We start from the raw sequence: 20,300 nt of genomic DNA, 5'->3' as shown, positions 1-20,300 counted from the left end.
AGGCGATGGGGATGATGACGTTACGCCAAATCCGCCACTTTATCGCCGTGGCGGAAACCGGGTCGATCTCCGCCGGCGCCCAGGCGGTGTTTGTCTCCCAGTCTTCGCTGACGCTCGCTATCCAGCAGCTGGAAACCGAGATCGGCGTGCGGCTGTTCGATCGCCATGCCAAGGGCATGACGCTGACCCATCAGGGGCACCAGTTTTTGCGCCAGTCGTATCTGATCCTGGCGACGGTGGACAACGCCAAGCGCAGCCTGCAGATCGGCACTGAAAGCCTGACCGGCAAGCTGACTATCGGCGTCACCAGCCTGGTGGCCGGCTACTTCCTGGTGGAACTGCTCACGCGCTTTAAATCGGCCTATCCCAACGTCACCGTGCAGGTGGTAGAAGACGAACGCCCGTACATCGAGCATCTTCTGGTCAGCGGCGAGATCGACATCGGCGTGCTGATCTTGTCGAACATCGAAGACCGCGACGCGCTGCAGACCGAGGTGCTGATGCACTCGCCGTACCGCCTGTGGCTGCCGCCGCTGCACCCGCTGCTGGAGCACGAGAGCATCAGCCTGGCGGACGTGGCCAAACAGCCGCTGATCCAGCTCAACGCTGATGAAATGGACGTGCACGCGCGGCGCATCTGGGCGCGCGCCGGGCTGAAGCCGGAGATCGCCATGAAGACCGCCTCGACCGAGGCGGTGCGCAGCCTGGTGGCGGCGGGGATGGGGGTCTCCATCCAGCCGGACATGGCGTACCGCGCCTGGTCGCTGGAGGGCAACATGATCGAGGCGCGCAAGCTGGACGATCTGCTGGAGCCGCTGGATATCGGGTTGGCATGGCGGCGCGGCAGCGCGCGGCCGGAGCTGGTGACGCCGTTCCTCACCATCGCGCGCGAGAACGGCAGCAAACACGCCGCCGGGCTTAAGCATTCGATTTAATCGAACGCGGCGTTCAGTATTTAGAATTTGTTGCCCGCCAGAGGCTCGCTTAGGCTGATTAAAACTAACTTATTCACATTTGGTTAACGTTTTTGTCACTTAGGGGCGTCAGGCGATGGCGGATGTGCAGATTCTCTCAGGTTTGTCCTGTCAGCAGTTCATTAACGGTCAGCTTATCGACGGCGAAGGCCAGCAGGAATGCATCGTCAATCCGGCCAACGGCGAGACGCTGATCGCCCTGACCGAAGCCTCTTCGACGCAGGTCGGCAGCGCGGTAAAAGCCGCGCAGCAGGCGTTCAGCCACTGGTCGCGCACCACGCCGGCCCAGCGCGCCACGCTGTTGCTGCGCATCGCTGACGCCATCGAGCGGCAGGCGCCGCAGCTGGCGCAGCTGGAAGCCCTCAACTGCGGCAAGCCGCTGCATCAGGCGCTCAATGACGATCTGCCGGCGGCGGTCGACGTGTTCCGCTTCTTCGCCGGCGCGGTGCGTACGCAACAAGGGCAACTGGCCGGTGAGTATGTGCCGGGCCACACCTCGATGATCCGCCGCGATCCGATCGGCGTAGTCGCCTCGATCGCCCCCTGGAACTATCCGCTGATGATGGCGGCGTGGAAGATCGCGCCGGCGTTGGCGGCGGGCAATACCGTGGTATTCAAACCGTCAGAGCACACGCCGCTGACTATTCTGGCGCTGGTGCCGGCGCTGCAGGAGATCCTGCCGCCGGGCGTGCTGAACATCGTCTACGGCGGCGGGGAAGGGGTCGGCAGCCAGCTGGTGGGGCACCCGCAGGTGCGGCTGGTGTCGGTCACCGGCGATATCGTCACCGGGCAAAAAATTCTTCAGGCGGCGGCCAAAAGCGTCAAGCGCACCCACCTGGAACTGGGGGGCAAGGCGCCGGTGATCGTCTGCGACGACGCCGATCTTGACGAAGTGGTCAACGGCATTCGCACCTATGGCTATTACAACGCCGGACAGGACTGCACCGCCGCCTGCCGCATCTACGCGCAGGCCGGCATCTATCCCAAACTGGTGGACGCGCTGGGCGAGGCGGTCGCCAGCCTGCGCTTCGCCCGCAAGCGCGATCAGGACAACGAGATCGGCCCGTTGATAAGCAGCCGCCAGCGCGATCGCGTCGCCAGTTTTGTCGAGCGCGCGCTCAGCCAACCGCATATCGAATTGATCACCGGCGCCGCGGCGCACTCCGGGCCGGGATTCTACTATCAGCCGACCCTGCTGGCGGGCTGCCTGCAAAGCGACGAGATCGTGCAGCGCGAGGTGTTTGGCCCGGTGGTCAGCGTCACGCGCTTCGAGCATCTGGCGCAGGCGGTCGAGTGGGCCAACGACTCGGAATATGGGCTGGCTTCGTCGGTGTGGACGCAAAATATCGATCGGGCGCTGCACATCGCCGCCCATCTGCAGTACGGCAGCACCTGGATCAACACCCATTTCACCTTGGCGAGCGAAATGCCGCACGGCGGCCTGAAACGCTCCGGCTACGGCAAGGATCTGTCCAGCGATTCGCTGCAGGATTACAGCGTTGTCAGGCACGTAATGGCGAAGTTCAAAGCCAGCTTCTAGCGGTTCTATAAAGCAAAATCGGGCGGCAGCCGTTCCCTGCCGCACACAGATACGCAACACAGGGGTAATTACGATGAGAAAAACTACCGCAGTCACCACCACCGTCTCCGCGCTCTGTCTCACCGTGCTGTGCGGCCTGGCTCAGGCGGCCGATCTGCCGCAGTCGCTGGGCAAAGGCGAAGGCCGGCTGGATATCATCGCCTGGCCCGGCTACATCGAACGCGGCCAGTCCGACAAAAACTACGACTGGGTCACCCAGTTTGAGAAGCAAACCGGCTGTGCGGTGAACGTGAAGACCGCCGCCACCTCCGATGAAATGGTCAGCCTGATGGCCAAAGGCGGCTACGATCTGGTGACCGCCTCCGGCGACGCCTCGCTGCGCCTGATCTTCGGCAAGCGGGTGCAGCCGATCAACACCGCGCTGATCCCGAACTGGAAGAACATCGATCCGCGCCTGCTGAACGGCGCCTGGTATACCGTGGACGGCAAAACCTACGGCACGCCGTACCAGTGGGGGCCAAACCTGCTGATGTACAACACCAAAACCTTCCCGACGCCGCCGGACAGCTGGGCGGTGATCTTCCAGCAGCAGAACCTGCCGGACGGCAAGAGCAACCAGGGGCGGGTGCAGGCTTACGACGGCCCGATCTACATCGCCGACGCGGCGCTGTTCCTGAAAGCCACCCAGCCGCAGCTCGGCATCAGCGATCCTTACCAGCTCAACGAAGAGCAGTATCAGGCGGCGCTGAAGCTGCTGCGCAGCCAGCACGCGCTGATCCACCGCTACTGGCACGATACCTCGGTGCAGATGAGCGACTTTAAAAACGAAGGCGTGGTGGCTTCCAGCGCCTGGCCGTATCAGGCCAACGCCCTGAAGGGCGAGGGGCAGCCGATCGCCACCGTGTTCCCGAAAGAGGGCGTGACCGGCTGGGCGGATACCACCATGTTGCACAGCGACGCCAAACACCCGAGCTGCGCCTACCAGTGGATGAACTGGTCGCTGGAGCCGAAGGTGCAGGGCGACGTGGCGGCCTGGTTCGGGTCGGTGCCGGCTTCGCCGGCGGGCTGCAAGGCCAGCGCGCTGTTGGGTGAGAAGGGCTGCGAAACCAACGGCTTCAACCAGTTCGACAAAATCGCCTTCTGGAAAACGCCTCAGGCGCAGGGCGGCAAGTTCGTGCCGTACAGCCGCTGGACCCAGGACTACATCGCCATCATGGGCGGCCGCTAAGCCGCGGGGCGCAGCCCGCTGCGCCCGAATCACATCCGTATGGAGCACAGAAAATGACCATTGCCGTGCAATTCATCGATGTTTCGCGGACTTTCGGCGATGTTCGCGCCGTGGATCGGGTATCCATCGATATTCAGGACGGGGAATTCTTCTCCATGCTCGGGCCGTCTGGCTCGGGCAAAACCACCTGCCTGCGCCTGATCGCCGGCTTTGAACAGCTGACTTCCGGCTCGATTCGCATTCACGGTCAGGAAGCCGCCAACCTGCCGCCGTATCAGCGCGACGTGAACACCGTGTTTCAGGATTACGCGCTGTTCCCGCACATGTCGGTGCTGGAAAACGTCGCCTACGGCCTGATGGTGAAGGGCGTCGCCAAACGCGAGCGGCTGGCGCGGGCGCAAGAGGCGCTGGAGAGCGTGGCGCTCGGTTTCGTTGCCGAACGCAAACCGGCGCACCTGTCGGGCGGCCAGCGTCAGCGCGTGGCGTTGGCGCGCGCGCTGGTCAATCGGCCACGGGTGCTGCTGCTGGACGAGCCGCTCGGCGCGCTGGATCTCAAGCTGCGCGAGCAGATGCAGGGTGAGCTGAAGAAGCTGCAGCGTCAGCTGGGCATCACCTTTATCTTCGTCACCCACGATCAAAGCGAAGCGCTGTCGATGTCCGATCGGGTGGCGGTGTTCAATAACGGCCGCATCGAACAGGTGGATACGCCGCGCGAACTTTACATGCGGCCGAAGACGCCGTTCGTCGCCGAGTTCGTCGGCACCTCCAACGTGGTGCGCAGCGAGCTGGCGCAGCGCCTGCTCGGCGAAAGCCGAACCTTCTCGATCCGGCCGGAACATATCCGCCTGCTGGAGCACGGCGGCGCGGCGCAGGACGAGATCCAGGTGCAGGGCACGCTGCAGGAAATCCATTACCAGGGCGCGGCCACACGCTATGAAATCGCGCTGAACGGCGGCGAAAAGCTGCTGGTCAGCCAGGCCAATCCGCAGTGGATCGCCGAAGGGCAACAGCGGCAGATCGGCCAGCCGATCGTCGCCTGCTGGCCGCGCGCGGCGATGGTGCCGCTGCTGGAGGAGAGGTGAGATGGACATGAGCATCGATTCCCCCCCGGCGCGCGGCGGTACCGTGCGCGCGCTGTCGACCTGGCTCTATCGCCGGCCGACGCTGTATCTGCTTTTGCTGCTGGTGCCGCCGCTGCTGTGGTTCGGCGCGGTGTACCTCGGTTCGCTGCTGACGCTGCTGTGGCAAGGATTTTACACCTTCGACGATTTCACCATGGCGGTGACGCCGGATCTGACCTTCGCCAACCTCGCGGCGCTGTTCAACCCGGCCAACTACGACATTATCCTGCGCACGCTGACCATGGCGGTGCTGGTGTCGCTGGCCAGCGCGGCGCTGGCGTTCCCCATCGCCTATTACATGGCGCGTTACACCAGCGGCCGCGTCAAGGCGTTCTTTTACATCGCCGTGATGATGCCGATGTGGGCCAGCTATATCGTCAAAGCCTATGCCTGGACTTTGCTGTTGGCGAAAGACGGCGTGGCGCAGTGGTTCCTGCAGCACCTGGGGCTGGAGCCGCTGTTGGCGTCGCTGCTGACGGTGCCCGGCGTCGGTGGCAACACGCTGTCGACCTCGGGGCTGGGGCGTTTTCTGGTGTTCGTCTATATCTGGCTGCCGTTCATGATCCTGCCGATCCAGGCGGCGCTTGAGCGCCTGCCGCCCTCGCTGCTGCACGCTTCGGCGGATCTGGGCGCCCGGCCGGCGCAGACCTTCCGTCACGTCATTTTGCCGCTGGCGGTGCCGGGCATCGCCGCCGGGTCGATCTTCACTTTCTCGCTGACGCTGGGCGACTTTATCGTGCCGCAGCTGGTGGGGCCGCCGGGTTATTTCATCGGCAGCATGGTGTACGCCCAGCAGGGCGCGATCGGCAATATGCCGATGGCTGCGGCCTTTACGCTGGTGCCGATCGTCCTGATCGCCATCTATCTTTCCATCGTCAAACGTCTGGGGGCTTTCGATGCACTCTGAACGCGCGCCCTTAGGGCTGAAGCTGGCCGCCTGGGGCGGACTTGTCTTCCTGCATTTCCCGTTGGCGATCATCGCCATCTACGCCTTCAACACCGAGGACGCGGCCTTCAGCTTCCCGCCGAAGGGTTTCACGCTGCACTGGTTCAACGTCGCCGCCGGGCGGCAGGACATTATCGATGCGGTGTTGCTGTCGGCGCAGATCGCCTGCCTGGCGACCGCCATCGCACTGGTGCTCGGCACCCTGGCGGCGGCGGCGCTGTATCGGCGCGATTTCTTCGGCAAGGACAGCATTTCGCTGCTGTTGCTGCTGCCGATTGCGCTGCCGGGGATCGTCACCGGCCTGGCGCTGCTGGCGGCGTTCAAGGCGCTGAACATCGAGCCCGGCATCCTGACCATCGTCGTCGGCCATGCGACGTTCTGCGTGGTGATCGTGTTCAACAACGTCATCGCCCGGTTCCGCCGCACCTCGTACAGCCTGATCGAAGCGTCGATGGATCTCGGCGCCGACGGCTGGCAAACCTTCCGTTACGTGATCTTGCCGAACCTCGGCTCGGCGCTGCTGGCCGGGGGCATGCTGGCGTTCGCGCTGTCGTTCGACGAAATCATCGTGACCACCTTTACCGCCGGCCACGAGCGCACGCTGCCGCTGTGGCTGCTGAACCAGCTCGGCCGCCCGCGCGACGTGCCAATCACCAACGTGGTGGCGCTGTCGGTGATGCTGTTGACCATGTTGCCGATCCTCGGCGCTTACTACCTGACCAAAGGTGGGGAAAGCGTCGCCGGCAGCGGCAAATAATTTCCTTACCCGACCTCTGATAAAAGGATAATCCTATGCAAAGCCAACTGTTGATTGACGGCCAACTGGTGAACGGCCAGGGCGCGACCCAGCCGGTGTATAACCCGGCGACCGGCGAAGTGATTGCGCAGGTGGCGGAGGCCAGCCCGGAGCAGGTCGATCGCGCGGTGCTGGCGGCGGATGCCGCGTTCGCCGCCTGGGGGCAGACCACGCCGAAGGAGCGCGCCGAGCATCTGCTCAAGCTGGCGGATCTGATCGATGAGCATGCCGAGACCTTCGCCAGGCTGGAGTCGCTCAACTGCGGCAAGCCTTATCACTGCGTATTGAATGACGAACTGCCGGCGGTGGCCGACGTGTTCCGCTTCTTCGCCGGGGCCAGCCGCTGCCTGACCGGCATGGCGGCCGGCGAGTATCTGGCCGGGCATACCTCGATGATCCGCCGCGATCCGCTCGGCGTGGTGGCCTCGATCGCGCCGTGGAACTACCCGCTGATGATGGCGGCCTGGAAACTGGCGCCGGCGTTGGCGGCGGGCAACTGCGTGGTGATCAAGCCGTCGGAGCAAACGCCGCTGACCACTTTCAAACTGGCCGAACTGGCCGCCGGGCTGTTCCCGCCGGGCGTGCTCAACGTGCTGTTCGGCCGCGGCGCCAGCGTCGGCGATCGGCTGACCGGGCATGACAAGGTGCGCATGGTGTCGCTGACCGGCTCGATCGCCACTGGCGAGCATATCATCGCCCATACCGCCGCCGGCATTAAGCGCACCCATATGGAGCTGGGCGGCAAGGCGCCGGTGCTGGTGTTTGACGATGCCGATCTGCAGCAGGTGGTCGACGGCATTCGCGGTTTCGGCTTCTACAACGCCGGGCAGGATTGCACCGCCGCCTGCCGCATCTACGCGCAGAAAAGCATTTATCCCGAGCTGGTCAAGCGGTTGGGCGAGGCGGTGGCCAGCCTGAAGATCGGCGCGCCGGACGACGAGAGCACCGAACTGGGGCCGTTGATTACCGCCCAGCATCTGGAGCGGGTGGCCGGTTTTGTCGAGCGAGCCAAAGCGTTGCCGCACGTACAGGTGGTGACCGGCGGGGAGAAGGTGAAAGGGCCGGGCTACTACTTCCAGCCGACGCTGTTGGCCGGCGCGCGCCAGGACGATGAGATCGTGCAGCGCGAAGTGTTCGGCCCGGTGGTGACGGTGACGCTGTTCGACGACGAAGAGCAGGTGCTGGCCTGGGCGAACGAATCCAATTACGGGCTGGCGTCGTCCGTGTGGACCCGCGACGTGGGCCGCGCGCATCGCTTAAGCGCCCGCCTGCAATACGGCTGCACCTGGGTGAACACCCACTTCATGCTGGTGAGCGAAATGCCGCACGGCGGCCAGAAATTGTCCGGCTACGGCAAGGATATGTCGATGTACGGGCTGGAGGATTACACGGCCATTCGTCATGTGATGTTCAAACATTGATTTTACAGTAATTATCCGCACAATAGCGCGGCCTTCGAGCCGGTTCCGGCCGGCTGATGATAATAAAAATTGAAAGGAAGCCTATATGGGTATCACCAGACGCGATTTTCTCAACGGAGTGGCGATCACCATCGCCGCCGGGTTGACGCCGCTGCAAATCTTGCGCGCGTCGCCGCAAACCGCTAATCAAGCCCTGTACTATCCGCCGGCGCTGACCGGGTTGCGGGGCAACCATCCGGGCTCGTTCGAGCATGCGCACCAGTTGGGGCGCGACGGCAAAACCTTTGATTTCGGCAGCGTACCCGCCGTTGAAGAGTTCGATCTGGTGGTGGTCGGCGCCGGCATCAGCGGGCTGGCGGCCGCCTGTTTCTGGCAGCAACTGAAAGGCGAGCGGCAGCGCATTCTTTTGATCGACAACCACGACGACTTCGGCGGCCACGCCAAGCGCAACGAGTTCAACAGCAACGACGGCATGCTGCTCGGCTATGGCGGCAGCGAATCGCTGCAGTCGCCGCGCTCCAACTTCAGCCCGGTGGCGATGGGGCTGCTGCGCAAGCTCGGCGTCGATATCGACCAACTGGAACAGGCTTTCGACACCACCTTCTACCCGGATTTGAATTTGAGCCGGGGCGTTTACTTCGATCGCAAGAACTTCGGCGTCGACAAGGTGGTGAGCGGCGATCCGGGGCGCACGGTGGCGGACGACATTCCGCGCGATCGGCTCAACGGCCGCTCTTATGAAGCGTTCATCGGCGATTTCCCGCTGCCGGAAAGCGATCGCCAGGCGCTGATCGCGCTGCACACGGTGGAGAAGGATTATCTGCCGGAGATGACGCTGGAGCAGAAGGTCGAGTGGCTCGATACCCACAGCTATACCCAGTTCCTGCGCGAGAAGGTGGGCCTGAGCGAACTGGCGATCCGCTATTTCCAGCAGACCACCAACGACTTCCAGGCGGTGGGTATTGATGGCACCTCGTGCAGCGATGCGCGCATCTGCGATCTGCCGGGCCTTGACGGCATGAATCTGCCGCCGCTGGACGAAGAGTCGCAGGCGGATCTCGACGATCCTTACGTGTTCCACTTCCCGGACGGCAACGCCACGCTGGCGCGCCTGATGGTGCGCCAACTGATCCCGGCGGTGGCGCCGGCCGGCAAGGATATGAACGATGTGGTGCTGGCCAAATTCGACTACAGCCAGCTCGATCGGCCGGAATCGCCGGTGAAGCTGCGTTTGAACAGCACCGGGCTGCACGCGGCCAACGTCGGCGACAAGGTGGAAGTCACCTACATGACCGGCGAGAAGATGACCAAGGTGCGCGCCGGGCAGGTGGTGATGGCCGGCTACAACATGATGATCCCGTATCTGGTGCCGGAGATGTCGCACGAGCAGCAGGAGGCGCTGAAGCAGAACGTCAAGGCGCCGCTGGTGTACAGCAAGGTGGTGATCCGCAACTGGCAGCCGTTCATCAAGCTGGGCGTGCACGAGGTTTATTCGCCGGCCGCGCCGTACAGCCGCGTGAAGCTGGACTATCCGGTGAGCATGGGCGGCTATCAGCACCCGCGCGATCCGGATCGGCCGATCGGCCTGCATATGGTGTATGTGCCGACGCTGCCGGGCAGCGGCCTCAGCACGCGCGAACAGTCGCGCAAAGGGCGCGCGTTGCTGCTGGGCACGCCGTTTGAAGTGCACGAACAGATGATCCGCGAACAGCTGCAGGGCATGCTGGGCGAGGCTGGTTTCGACCATCAGCGCGACATTCAGGCGATCACCGTCAACCGCTGGTCGCACGGTTACTCCTACTTCCTCAACGGGCTGTTTGACGACGAAGACGAAGCCAAGAAAATCATCGAAACGGCGCGGCAGCCGATCGGCAAGATCGCTATCGCCAACTCCGATGCCGACTGGAGCCCGTACGCCAACTCGGCGATCGATCAGGCGTGGCGCGCGGTTAACGAACTGGCCTACGGCAAGGTTGCCGCCAAGGAGGGAGCATGAGTCTGCGTTCGCTGTACCTGTTGAGCCTGCTGGCGACCGGCGGCTCGGTCCAGGCGATGTCGGCCGGGGAATACGTCGCCAAAGCCGGTGACTGCACCGCCTGCCATACCGCACCGGGCGGCGCCGAATTGGCGGGCGGCATGAAATTCCCGACGCCGCTCGGGGCTATCTACGCCACCAACATCACGCCGGACAAGCTGCACGGCATCGGCGCTTACTCATTCGAAGAGTTCGATCTCGCCATGCGTCAGGGGATCGCCAAAGACGGTCACCGGCTTTATCCGGCGATGCCGTACACCTCGTACGCCAAAATGAGCGCGGAAGACATGCGCGCGCTGTATGACTATCTGATGAACGAGGTGCCGGCGCAGAACGTCGCCAACCGCGCCAGCGACATCAGCTGGCCGCTGTCGATGCGCTGGCCGCTGGCGGTGTGGAACCAGCTGTTCCACGACGACCAGCCGTATCAGGCCGATCCGCAGCAAAGCGCCGAGTGGAACCGCGGCGCCTACCTGGTGCAGGGCGCGGGCCACTGCGGCAGCTGCCATACGCCACGCGGTTGGGCGATGCAGGAGAAGGGGCTGGACGGTAAGGAACCGGTGTTCCTGAGCGGCGCCGAGCTGGACGGCTGGTACGCCTCCAACCTGCGCGGCCTGCCGCCGGAAGAGGTGACGGCGCTGCTGAAAACCGGCCGCAGCCGCCATGCGGCGGTCGCCGGGCCGATGAGCGAGGTGGTGGCCCACAGCACGCAGTACCTCAGCGACGGCGATCTGAACGCCATCGCGGTGTACCTGCGCAGCCTGGCGCCGGACCCTGTCGCCGGGGCCGCCTCGAAGGCTGCGCAGGCGGATAACCCGAGCGGCAAGGCGACCTATGCGATGTACTGCTCGACCTGCCACGGCAATAAGGGAGAGGGCACCGACTTCACTATCCCGGCGCTGGCGGGCAACGCCACGGTAACGGCGGACAATCCGCTGACCGCGCTGCGGGTGGTGCTGGAAGGGGCGCATACCCCGATCACGCAGCAGGCGATGGCGCTCGGGATGCCGGCTTACGGCTGGGCGTTGAACGACCGGCAGGCGGCCGACCTGATGAGCTATCTGCGGGGAAGCTGGGGCAACCAGGCGGCGCCGGTAACGGTGCAGCAGGTGCAGGACGCGCGCCAACTGCAGGCGAAATGAAGAGGGAGCGCGGTCTGACGGCCGCGCTCCGCAAGCATTACAGCACCTTATGCGGGCCGAAGCATTCGTAGTGGATGCGTTCGGCCTCTACGCCCATCTCCAGCAGCTGTTTGCCCACGAACTGCATGAAGGCCACCGGGCCGCAGAAGTAATAGTGCATCTGCGGATCGGCGAGGCTGCCTTGCAGCGCGCTCAAATCCATCAATCCGCGGCTGTGGTAGTCGCGGCCTTCCACGTCATCGGCGCCCGGCTCGCGGTACCACACATGGCGGCTAAGATTCGGCATGCGCCCGGCAATATCCGCCACTTCCTCGGCAAAGGCATGCACGCTGCCGTTTTCCGCCGCGTGCAGCCAGTGGACCTGCGCCTGGTGTTGATTGTCGTGCAGGCTGTTGAGCATGCCGAGCATCGGGGTTTGGCCGACGCCGGCGGAGATCAGCGCCACCGGCGTGGTCGGCGCCACGTCGAGGAAGAAGTCGCCGTGCGGCGGGGCGATGTCGATCACGTCGCCTTCCTGCGCCTGCCGGTGCAGGTAGTTGGACACTTTCCCCTGATCTTCGCGCTTCACCGCGATGCGGTAGAACTCGCCGTTTGGCGAGGCGGTCAGCGAGTACTGGCGAATTTCCTGATGCTCCAGGCTGTCGTGCTTGATGTAGACCGCCAGGTATTGCCCCGGTTTGAAGTCCGCCACCCGGCCGCCGTCCACCGGCGCCAGCACGAAGCTGCAGATCACGTCGCTCTGCGGCTGTTTCTTCAGGATGCGGAATGCGCGCAGATCGCGCCAGCCGCCGTTGTCGGTTTCGCTCTGCTGATAAATCTGCTCTTCACGCTGAATAAACACGTTGGCCAGCACGCCGTAGGCTTTGCCCCAGGCGTCCAACACTTCCTGACCCGGGCTGAACATTTCGTCCAGCGTCGCCAGCAGGTGGCCGCCGACGATTTGGTACTGCTCCGGCTGGATATTGAAGCTGGTGTGCTTCTGCGCGATGCGCTCCACCGCCGGCAGCAGCGCCGCCAGGTTCTCGATGTTGGCGGCATAGGCGCAGATGGCGTCGAACAACGCCTGACGCTGATCGCCGTTGCGCTGGTTGCTCATGTTGAAAATGTCTTTCAATTCCGGGTTGTGCGCGAACATGCGATCGTAAAAGTGGGCGGTCAGCTTCGGCCCGGTCGCAGCCAGCAGGGGAAGGGTGGATTTAACGGTGGCGATGGTTTGGCTATCCAGCATGGGAGCGCTCCTTGGGTTGGGATCTTGACGAGAATTTTAATGATGCATTTTAAATGCATCTTATTGAGTTCCACGCCGCTTGTAAATACCCTTGTTTTCGTTGCGGTGTTCTTCCGGCGTCGATCGCGCTCACAGAACATGAAAAAAGCGCATCGTTCGCATGAGGAAATGTCCGTTGATAAACGGCGGCGTTTAGCGGATCAAAGCCTTGCGCCGCCTTATGCCAATCGTTTGCGTAAAAACCTCTGTCAAGACCTATCTTCGGTGGGGCGAAACGGTTTACACTGTGGCCCAGAACCCAAACGGGTAGTTATTTGGTGATTTTTTAGTTAGCTGATTTAAGTCAGGAGATGCCGGATGTTAAAGCGTGAAATGAACATTGCCGATTACGATGCGGAACTGTGGCGTGCCATGGAGCAGGAAGTGGTGCGTCAGGAAGAGCACATCGAGCTGATCGCGTCTGAGAACTACACCAGCCCGCGCGTGATGCAGGCTCAGGGTTCCCAGCTGACCAACAAATACGCTGAAGGCTATCCGGGCAAGCGTTACTACGGCGGCTGCGAATACGTGGATATCGTTGAGCAGCTGGCTATCGACCGCGCCAAAGAATTGTTCGGCGCCGATTACGCCAACGTGCAGCCGCACTCCGGCTCCCAGGCTAACTTCGCCGTTTACACCGCGCTGCTGCAGCCGGGCGACACCATTCTGGGCATGAACCTGGCGCACGGCGGCCACCTGACCCACGGTTCCCCGGTTAACCTGTCCGGCAAACTGTATAACGTGGTGCCTTACGGCATCGACGACAAAGGTCAAATCGACTATGACGATCTGGCCAAGCAGGCGCAAACCCACAAGCCGAAAATGATCATCGGCGGCTTCTCCGCCTACTCCGGCGTGGTTGACTGGGCCAAAATGCGCGAAATCGCCGACAGCATCGGCGCTTACCTGTTCGTCGACATGGCGCACGTGGCGGGCCTGATCGCCGCCGGCGTGTACCCGAACCCGGTACCGCACGCACACATCGTCACCACCACCACCCACAAAACCCTGGCGGGCCCGCGCGGCGGCCTGATCCTGGCGAAGGGCGGCGACGAAGATCTGTATAAGAAGCTGAACTCCGCCGTGTTCCCTGGCGGCCAGGGCGGCCCGCTGATGCACGTGATCGCCGGCAAGGCGGTGGCGTTGAAAGAAGCGATGGAGCCTGAGTTCAAGGTTTACCAGCAGCAAGTGGCGGTCAACGCCAAGGCGATGGTGGACGTGTTCCTGCAGCGCGGCTACAAAGTGGTCTCCGGCGGCACCCATAACCACCTGTTCCTGCTGGATCTGGTCGATAAAAACCTGACCGGTAAAGAAGCGGACGCCGCCCTGGGCCGCGCCAACATCACCGTCAACAAAAACAGCGTGCCGAACGATCCGAAGAGCCCGTTCGTCACCTCCGGCGTGCGTATCGGCACCCCAGCCGTGACCCGTCGCGGCTTCAAAGAGGCCGACGTGCGCGAACTGGCCGGTTGGATCTGCGATGTGCTGGACAACATCAACGATGAAGCCACCATCGAACGCACCAAGAAGAAAGTGCTGGATATCTGCGCCCGCCTGCCGGTTTACGCATAATCCCGCTTTTGCCTGATAAAACCCGCTGCGGCGGGTTTTTTTGTGGCCGCTCGCGGTAAACTGTGAGCTGTCTGGCACTCTAACGCATTGAAGCGGAATGAAGATTGCGGGGCGGTGTGAGCTCTGTCAAAGTATTGCCCTCACTCCGGAGGGATCATGGTTCTGCAATCCACGCGTTGGCTCGCGCTCAGTTATTTCACCTACTTTTTTTCCTACGGCATTTTCTTACCGTTCTGGGGCGTGTGGCTGAAAGGCGAGGGCATCGCGCCCGAAACCATCGGCATATTGCTCGGCGCCGGTTTGGTGGCCCGCTTCCTCGGCAGTTTACTGATTGCTCCCCGCGTTAAAGATCCCTCTCATCTGGTTTCCGCGCTGCGCCTGCTGGCGCTGCTGACCCTGGCTTTCGCGGTTGGCTTCTGCTTCGGCAACGGCTGGGGCTGGCTGATGCTGGTGATAGCGGGCTTCAACCTGTTCTTCTCGCCGCTGGTGCCGCTGACCGACGCGCTGGCCGCCACCTGGCAAAAGCAGATCCGCATGGACTATGGCCGGGTGCGGCTGTGGGGCTCGCTGGCGTTCGTCATCGGCTCGGCGCTGACCGGGCAACTGGTGGCGGTGTGGGGCCATAACGCCATTCTCTACAGCCTGATCCTCAGCGTGCTGGCGATGCTGCTGGGCATGCTGCTGAAGCCGAGCGTGATGCCGCAGGGCGAAGCGCGCACGCACGGCGGGGCCGAGCGTTCGCTGTGGGCGCTGTTGAAAGAAGGGCCGGTGTGGCGCTTCCTGCTGTGCGTCACGCTGCTGCAGGGCGCGCACGCCGGCTACTACAGCTTCGGCTCCATTTACTGGCAGGAGGCGGGCTATTCGGCCTCGACCATCGGTTATCTGTGGTCGCTGGGCGTGGTGGCGGAAGTGATTATTTTCGCCAGCAGCAACGTGCTGTTCCGCCGCTGGAATGCGCGCAACCTGCTGCTGCTTTCCGCCTGTTGCGGCGTGTTGCGCTGGAGCCTGATGGCCTACAGCACCGAGCTGGGCTGGCTGCTGCTGATCCAGATCCTGCATTGCGGCACCTTCACCGTCTGCCATCTGGCGGCGATGCGCTTTATCGCCGCGCGCCAGGGGCAAGAGGTGATCCGGCTGCAGGCGGTGTATTCGGCGCTGGCGATGGGCGGCGGTATCGCCGTCATGACGGTCATTGCCGGGTTCCTGTTCGAACATTGGCAGGGCGGGGTATTCTGGGTGATGGCGGCGGTCGCGGTGCCGGCCTTGTTCATCCGGCCGCCGGCGGTCAGCGTCAGCCGGTGATTAAGGGGCTTCCAGCAGCGCGCGGATGGCCTGGCGCTGGCGGTTTTCCAGCGGCAGTTCGGTATAGATCAGCGGCGGGTGTGGAGCGCTGTGCACCGCCGCGTAGGGGGTGATCACCAGCGTGACGCCCTGCGGCGCTCCGCCGCACAGATAGTCGCTCAGCGGCAGATACTTGATGTTCAGCGGCAGCAGCGTGAGCTCGCGGATCTGATATTCCACTTCCTCTTCCAACTGCGGGTTATCCAGCGTCAGCAGCAGCACCTGTTTTTCCTGCAGCGCGTTGTCCTGCATCAGCCAGGCGCCGAAGCTGATGGCCACCAGGCCCGCCTCCTCGTTGGAAAAATGCACGCCGTACTCCTGCTCCAGCGGTTTCAACGCTTCCTGCGTGGTGCGCATCAGCCGCGGGTATTTGCGCACCACTTCTTCCAGCAGCATATTGTCGATGCCGATGGCGAAACGGCAGCGCTCCAGCGCCGGCGCCAGATGGGCGAACAGCTGGCTGACCAGCTCCGCCTTGCTGCTGAAAGCCATGCCGGACAGCTGCTGGAACCGCTCGACCATGCTGTCGATCGCCGTCATCAACCGCTGCTCATGCGCCGAGTCGTTGCTGTGGTAGCTGTGGCTTTTCAACAGGGTGAAGGTCAGCGCCAGGAAATCGCGCTCGTCCGCGTGCGGCGGCTGGTTAAACAGCCGGTTGCAGGTCTGATGCAGCCAGGCGGCGGCTTGCTGCTCCGGTTTTTGCCGCAGCCAGTCGCGCTGAACGGCGTCGAAACACGGGTGTTGCTGCAGGCGGTTTTGCCAGGCGCAGTAGAGCAGATAATGCTGCAGGAATTGGCGGTCGCGCGCGTCAAAGTGACGATTGAGCAGCGGCTCGCAGGCGTCGAGCGACTGGGCCAACAGCGATGTCAACTCGGCATCGGCCGCCAGCGCTTGCCGCAGGCGCGGGGCGAAATCGTCTTCGACGAACCGCGGGCTGCAGCGCAGGGTGCGCCTTAGCCAATGGAGCAGGCACAGGCGTTGGTTGAGCGCGCTGCCCCTCAATCGGTAGCCATGGTCGGGATCGACGGCGATCTCCAGATGGTGGAAACGCTGGATTTCACTGGCCACCTCGGCTATATCTTGCCGGGTTATCGGGGGGGCGACGCCATTGATTCGGCTGAGGGTCTCCAGCTGTAACTCGGGCTCCGGCGTGTACAGCATCAGCAGCAGATGGCAGCGCCGTTGTTGTCCGGAGAGCTCAGGCACGGGAGAGGTGTCCAGGCTCATATCACCTTCCGGCATAAAAGGTTGCGATTATGCCTAAGCATAGCAAAAGGCTTTGTGCCGGCAGGGTTAACGCGCGGCTTTTACTTCGGCTTACAACTTTCGTCACAAATATCGCCGGCAGAGGCGGGCCGTTCGACATTTATTTGTGTTACGTTATAACAAATATAGTAAAGCAGGATAATGATGAAGTTACGTCGACTTTTGGCTGCCTTTGGCGCCGTGTTCAGCGCCGGTGCGATCGCGCATCCGCACAGCTTTATCGATATGAACACCACCTTCGTCGCCAAGGATCAGCGGTTGGTCGGCCTGAAAATGGTGTGGGTGATGGATGAAATCACCTCGGCGGATCTGCTCTACGATGCGAAAAACGCCAAGAGCGATTCGGAAGTGTGGAAAAAGCTGGCGGCGGAAGTGATGGCCAACGTGCTGGGGCAGCACTATTTCACCGACCTTTACCGCGACGGCAAGCCGGTGAAATACCTGAACTTGCCCAGCGAATATCACCTGTCGCGCCAGGGCAACCAGGCGGTACTGGAGTTCGTGCTGCCGTTGGCCGAGCCGCAGCCGCTGGCGGGCAAGCCGTTCGAGCTTTCTACTTACGATCCGACTTATTTCGTGGATATGACCTATAAAGACCAAAATGCGCTGCATTTGCCGCCGGAGATGGCGCAACTGTGCAGCTACAAGCTGATGACGCCGAAGCCGAATGCGTCGCTGCAGGCCTATGCGCTGTCGCTCGACAAGAACGACTCGCCCGGCGAAGACCTGGCGCTGGGGCAGCAGTTCGCCCAGCGGGTGACGCTGCAATGTCGCTGAATCTCTCGCAACCGACGATAAACCGGCGCCACTGGGCTTTCGGCCTGTGGCCGCTGCTGCCGTTCACGCTGGCGCTGGCGGCCGCCGCGCTGCTGGCGTGGCACTATTGGCCGCAGCTGCTGATGCAGAGCGTGGTATGGCAAAAAGCGCTGCACCAGCAGATGGCGGGGTTGTTGCAGCAGGTGAAGGCCGCGCCGCAGCAGGCAGGGTTGGCGCTGACGCTGTTCAGCCTCGGCTATGGCGTTTTGCATGCGCTCGGCCCCGGCCACGGCAAAGTGGTGATCGCCACCTATCTGGCCACTCACCCGGCGCGGCTGAAAAGCAGCCTGAAGCTGACCTTCGCCGCTTCGCTGGTGCAGGGCGGGGTGGCGATCGCGCTGGTCACGCTGATGCTGGTGGTATTGCAGCTCTCTTCGCGCCAGCTGCACCAAAGCAGCTTCTGGCTGGAGAAGGGCAGCTTTATTTTGGTGATGTTGCTTGGCGTGTTGCTGAGTTGGCGCGCGCTGAAACGTCTGTTTGCGGCGATCAAGGCGATGCGCCCGGCGCCGGCGCTGCGCATCAACAGCCTGACGCCGCTGGCGGCGGAGCATGTGCACAGCGCCGATTGCGGCTGCGGCCACCGGCATCTGCCGAGCGACAGCGAGCTGCAGGCGGGAAGCGATTGGCGCACCCAGACTGCCATCGTGCTGGCGATGGGCATGCGTCCCTGTTCGGGGGCGATTTTGGTGCTGCTGTTCTCCAAGGTGATCGGCGTGTTCGGCTGGGGAGTGATCTCCGCGCTGGCGATGGCGTTCGGCACGTCGTTGACCATCTCCATGCTGGCGCTGCTGGTGCATTACAGCCGACGGCTGGCGGTGCGCCTTAGCCGCTCGCGTGCGCCCGCCGCCTGGAGCGCGGTGGCCTGGGGATCGTTGGCGCTGGCCGGGGGCCTGATCCTGTTGGCCGCCGGGCTGTTGCTGTACGTCAGCGCGCAGCCGGAATTCGGCGGCGGCATCCGCCCCTTCTCCCGCTAACGGGCATAAAAAAAGCGCTGCATCGGCAGCGCTTTTTTCGATTCGCTTCTGGCGATTAACGCTTCAGCGCTTCGCTCAGTTCTTCGCGCATGGTGGCCAGCATGGCTTTCACGACGCGCGGGTTGCCTGCTACCACGTTGCCGGAGCTGAAGTGGTTGTGGCCGCCGACGAAGTCGGTGACCAGGCCGCCGGATTCACGCACCAGCAGTTCGCCCGCGGCGAAGTCCCACGGCTTCAGGCCGATTTCGAAGAAACCGTCTACGCGGCCGGCGGCCACATAGGCCAGATCCAGCGCAGCGGAACCGGTGCGGCGGAAGTCCGCGCACTGGGTGAACAGCTTGCCGACGATGTTGATGTAAGGCGTGGCGTGCTGTTTGACTTTGAACGGGAAGCCGGTCGCCAGGATGGTGCCATCCAGATCTTTGGCGTTGGTGCCGCGCAGACGGTAACCGTTGAGCTGGGCGCCCTGACCGCGCGTGGCGGTGAACAGTTCGTTGCGCATCGGATCGTAAACCACGGCCACTTCAGTGCGGCCTTTGATGCGTACGGCGATGGAAACGGAGAAATGAGGGAAACGTTTGATGAAGTTTGCAGTGCCATCCAGTGGATCGATCACCCATTGCACATCGCGATCTTCGCCGATCAGCTCACCGCGTTCTTCGCTCACGATACTGTGTTGCGGATAAGACTTGCGGATGACGTCGATGATCAGATGCTCTGCATCGCGATCGACGTTGGTGACGAAGTCATTGGTCCCTTTCTGGCTCGCTTCTACAGCGTCCGGGGTTTCGTAGTTTTTGGCAATCAGGTTACCGGCCTTGCGCGCAGCGCGCACGGCGATAGTCAGCATCGGATGCATGGGTATCTTCCAACTAGGATGTTAAAGAACAGGAAACGGCGCGAAGTATAGCAGCTGTTCGGCAAATTGCCTACGGCTGTGTTAAGATGCTGCGATTTTCCGCCACGCTCAGAGTTTGTATGCTGCACAATATCCGCATTGTTCTGGTAGAGACTTCACATACCGGCAACATGGGCTCGACCGCCAGAGCCATGAAAACCATGGGGTTAACCAACCTTTATCTGGTTAATCCGCTGATCAAACCCGATTCTCAGGCCATCGCCCTGGCCGCCGGCGCCAGCGACGTGATCGGCAACGCCACCATCGTCGATACCCTCGATGACGCCATCGCCGGCTGTAGCCTGGTGGTGGGCACCAGCGCGCGCTCTCGCACCCTGCCGTGGCCGATGCTGGAGCCGCGCGAATGCGGCGTGCGCGCGGTGCACGAGGGCGAGCACGCGCCGGTGGCGCTGGTGTTCGGCCGTGAACGCGTCGGGCTGACCAACGATGAATTGCAGAAGTGCCACTACCATGTCGCCATTCCGGCCAACCCGGACTACAGCTCGCTGAACCTGGCGATGGCGGTGCAGATCCTGGCGTACGAAGTGCGCGTGGCTTACCTCGATCGCCAACAGGCGGGCGCGCCGCAGCTGGAAGAGACGCCGTATCCGCTGGTGGACGACCTTGAGCGTTTCTATCAGCACCTTGAGCAGACGCTGCAGCGTACCGGCTTCATTCGCCCGTCCCATCCGGGCCAGGTGATGAGCCGCCTGCGTCGGCTGTTCACCCGCGCACGCCCGGAAGGGCAGGAGCTGAATATCCTGCGCGGCATGCTGACCTCGATCGAGAAACAGGATAAACATCAAGGTAATTAATTGATGTGGCATAACGGTGGGCGACAATAGTATTAGTTATCCAAAGGTTATAACATGTATTTTATATACCTTTGTTCTTGCTAAGTTCAAAACGTGCTAATACTTGAGTTAATTACTAGGTTAAATAGTTGACTGTTTTACTCAGGAA

The 20,300-nt window shown here is 62.6% G+C and carries 17 protein-coding genes; 14 read left to right on the top strand and 3 right to left on the bottom strand.

Going from position 1 to position 20,300, the window contains the following annotated elements; genetic code table 11:
• Positions 1-11: 11 nt before the first annotated feature.
• From ACMGG9_RS17945 to ACMGG9_RS17905, 9 genes are all read left to right on the top strand, one after another.
• Positions 12-935 (top strand): LysR substrate-binding domain-containing protein, encoded by a 924-nt coding sequence (locus ACMGG9_RS17945; protein WP_015378793.1) that lies wholly within the window; start codon positions 12-14, stop codon positions 933-935.
• 115 nt (positions 936-1,050) lie between these two features.
• Positions 1,051-2,514, top strand: coding sequence for a gamma-aminobutyraldehyde dehydrogenase (locus ACMGG9_RS17940; protein ID WP_089197345.1), 1,464 nt, complete (start codon positions 1,051-1,053; stop codon positions 2,512-2,514).
• Positions 2,515-2,587: 73 nt separating this feature from the next.
• A complete protein-coding gene (gene ydcS / locus ACMGG9_RS17935; RefSeq protein ID WP_025303928.1) occupies positions 2,588-3,742 on the top strand; it encodes a putative ABC transporter substrate-binding protein YdcS in 1,155 nt (384 codons plus the stop codon).
• Between the two features lie 53 nt (positions 3,743-3,795).
• A complete protein-coding gene (locus tag ACMGG9_RS17930; protein WP_033651579.1) occupies positions 3,796-4,824 on the top strand; it encodes an ABC transporter ATP-binding protein in 1,029 nt (342 codons plus the stop codon).
• Between the two features lies 1 nt (position 4,825).
• Positions 4,826-5,770, top strand: coding sequence for an ABC transporter permease (locus tag ACMGG9_RS17925; protein ID WP_016929775.1), 945 nt, complete (start codon positions 4,826-4,828; stop codon positions 5,768-5,770).
• Entirely contained in the window at positions 5,760-6,566 is an 807-nt protein-coding gene (locus ACMGG9_RS17920; RefSeq protein WP_016929774.1) for an ABC transporter permease, read from the top strand. The genes ACMGG9_RS17925 and ACMGG9_RS17920 overlap by 11 nt, the downstream gene beginning before the upstream one ends.
• A 35-nt stretch (positions 6,567-6,601) precedes the next feature.
• The gene (gene patD / locus ACMGG9_RS17915) at positions 6,602-8,026 is read left to right on the top strand and encodes an aminobutyraldehyde dehydrogenase (RefSeq protein WP_147881059.1); all 1,425 of its coding nucleotides are present in this window, start codon (positions 6,602-6,604) and stop codon (positions 8,024-8,026) included.
• A gap of 85 nt (positions 8,027-8,111) precedes the next feature.
• Positions 8,112-10,022, top strand: coding sequence for an NAD(P)-binding protein (locus tag ACMGG9_RS17910; protein ID WP_414161607.1), 1,911 nt, complete (start codon positions 8,112-8,114; stop codon positions 10,020-10,022).
• Entirely contained in the window at positions 10,019-11,203 is a 1,185-nt protein-coding gene (locus ACMGG9_RS17905; RefSeq protein ID WP_147881060.1) for a c-type cytochrome, read from the top strand. The genes ACMGG9_RS17910 and ACMGG9_RS17905 overlap by 4 nt, the downstream gene beginning before the upstream one ends.
• A gap of 37 nt (positions 11,204-11,240) precedes the next feature.
• On the opposite strand, the gene hmpA is transcribed toward ACMGG9_RS17905, so the two are convergent.
• A complete protein-coding gene (gene hmpA / locus ACMGG9_RS17900) occupies positions 11,241-12,431 on the bottom strand; it encodes an NO-inducible flavohemoprotein (RefSeq protein ID WP_069100607.1) in 1,191 nt (396 codons plus the stop codon).
• Positions 12,432-12,788: 357 nt separating this feature from the next.
• Between hmpA and glyA the strand changes: the two genes are divergently transcribed.
• Positions 12,789-14,042: a serine hydroxymethyltransferase gene (gene glyA, locus ACMGG9_RS17895; protein ID WP_047570908.1), complete on the top strand. Its 1,254-nt coding sequence runs from the start codon at positions 12,789-12,791 to the stop codon at positions 14,040-14,042.
• Positions 14,043-14,198: 156 nt separating this feature from the next.
• Entirely contained in the window at positions 14,199-15,344 is a 1,146-nt protein-coding gene (locus ACMGG9_RS17890; protein WP_108681767.1) for a 3-phenylpropionate MFS transporter, read from the top strand.
• Here the strand turns inward: ACMGG9_RS17890 and csiE are convergent, their stop codons facing one another.
• A complete protein-coding gene (gene csiE, locus ACMGG9_RS17885) occupies positions 15,345-16,610 on the bottom strand; it encodes a stationary phase inducible protein CsiE (protein ID WP_033651573.1) in 1,266 nt (421 codons plus the stop codon).
• A gap of 180 nt (positions 16,611-16,790) precedes the next feature.
• Here csiE and ACMGG9_RS17880 point away from each other — a divergent pair, with 180 nt between their 5' ends.
• Together ACMGG9_RS17880 and ACMGG9_RS17875 are read left to right on the top strand one after the other, a co-directional pair.
• Positions 16,791-17,426 carry a DUF1007 family protein gene (locus ACMGG9_RS17880; RefSeq protein WP_033651572.1) on the top strand — a complete coding sequence of 212 codons (636 nt, stop codon included), beginning with the start codon at positions 16,791-16,793 and terminating at the stop codon, positions 17,424-17,426.
• Positions 17,417-18,439, top strand: coding sequence for a nickel/cobalt transporter (locus tag ACMGG9_RS17875; RefSeq protein WP_033651571.1), 1,023 nt, complete (start codon positions 17,417-17,419; stop codon positions 18,437-18,439). Before ACMGG9_RS17880 ends, ACMGG9_RS17875 begins: the two co-directional genes overlap by 10 nt.
• A gap of 55 nt (positions 18,440-18,494) precedes the next feature.
• Here ACMGG9_RS17875 and suhB read toward each other — a convergent pair whose 3' ends face one another.
• Positions 18,495-19,298 (bottom strand): inositol-1-monophosphatase, encoded by an 804-nt coding sequence (suhB, locus tag ACMGG9_RS17870; RefSeq protein WP_033644096.1) that lies wholly within the window; start codon positions 19,296-19,298, stop codon positions 18,495-18,497.
• Between the two features lie 119 nt (positions 19,299-19,417).
• Between suhB and trmJ the strand changes: the two genes are divergently transcribed.
• Complete coding sequence (trmJ, locus tag ACMGG9_RS17865) at positions 19,418-20,152, top strand: tRNA (cytosine(32)/uridine(32)-2'-O)-methyltransferase TrmJ (RefSeq protein ID WP_025303916.1); 735 nt, start codon at positions 19,418-19,420, stop codon at positions 20,150-20,152.
• Positions 20,153-20,300: the final 148 nt, after the last annotated feature.

Source organism: Serratia sp. BNK-10, assembly GCF_047456065.1.
GTDB classification, from domain to species: domain Bacteria; phylum Pseudomonadota; class Gammaproteobacteria; order Enterobacterales; family Enterobacteriaceae; genus Serratia; species Serratia ureilytica.
Note: the sequence above shows the minus strand (reverse complement) of the source record. Positions and strands in the feature narration are given on the sequence as shown.

Coding starts and splice junctions, on each gene's coding strand:
- ACMGG9_RS17945 (WP_015378793.1), top strand. CDS start 12: ATGATGACGTTACGCCAAATCCGCCACTTTATCGCCGTGGCGGAAACC.
- ACMGG9_RS17940 (WP_089197345.1), top strand. CDS start 1,051: ATGGCGGATGTGCAGATTCTCTCAGGTTTGTCCTGTCAGCAGTTCATT.
- ydcS (WP_025303928.1), top strand. CDS start 2,588: ATGAGAAAAACTACCGCAGTCACCACCACCGTCTCCGCGCTCTGTCTC.
- ACMGG9_RS17930 (WP_033651579.1), top strand. CDS start 3,796: ATGACCATTGCCGTGCAATTCATCGATGTTTCGCGGACTTTCGGCGAT.
- ACMGG9_RS17925 (WP_016929775.1), top strand. CDS start 4,826: ATGGACATGAGCATCGATTCCCCCCCGGCGCGCGGCGGTACCGTGCGC.
- ACMGG9_RS17920 (WP_016929774.1), top strand. CDS start 5,760: ATGCACTCTGAACGCGCGCCCTTAGGGCTGAAGCTGGCCGCCTGGGGC.
- patD (WP_147881059.1), top strand. CDS start 6,602: ATGCAAAGCCAACTGTTGATTGACGGCCAACTGGTGAACGGCCAGGGC.
- ACMGG9_RS17910 (WP_414161607.1), top strand. CDS start 8,112: ATGGGTATCACCAGACGCGATTTTCTCAACGGAGTGGCGATCACCATC.
- ACMGG9_RS17905 (WP_147881060.1), top strand. CDS start 10,019: ATGAGTCTGCGTTCGCTGTACCTGTTGAGCCTGCTGGCGACCGGCGGC.
- hmpA (WP_069100607.1), bottom strand. CDS start 12,431: ATGCTGGATAGCCAAACCATCGCCACCGTTAAATCCACCCTTCCCCTG.
- glyA (WP_047570908.1), top strand. CDS start 12,789: ATGTTAAAGCGTGAAATGAACATTGCCGATTACGATGCGGAACTGTGG.
- ACMGG9_RS17890 (WP_108681767.1), top strand. CDS start 14,199: ATGGTTCTGCAATCCACGCGTTGGCTCGCGCTCAGTTATTTCACCTAC.
- csiE (WP_033651573.1), bottom strand. CDS start 16,610: ATGAGCCTGGACACCTCTCCCGTGCCTGAGCTCTCCGGACAACAACGG.
- ACMGG9_RS17880 (WP_033651572.1), top strand. CDS start 16,791: ATGATGAAGTTACGTCGACTTTTGGCTGCCTTTGGCGCCGTGTTCAGC.
- ACMGG9_RS17875 (WP_033651571.1), top strand. CDS start 17,417: ATGTCGCTGAATCTCTCGCAACCGACGATAAACCGGCGCCACTGGGCT.
- suhB (WP_033644096.1), bottom strand. CDS start 19,298: ATGCATCCGATGCTGACTATCGCCGTGCGCGCTGCGCGCAAGGCCGGT.
- trmJ (WP_025303916.1), top strand. CDS start 19,418: ATGCTGCACAATATCCGCATTGTTCTGGTAGAGACTTCACATACCGGC.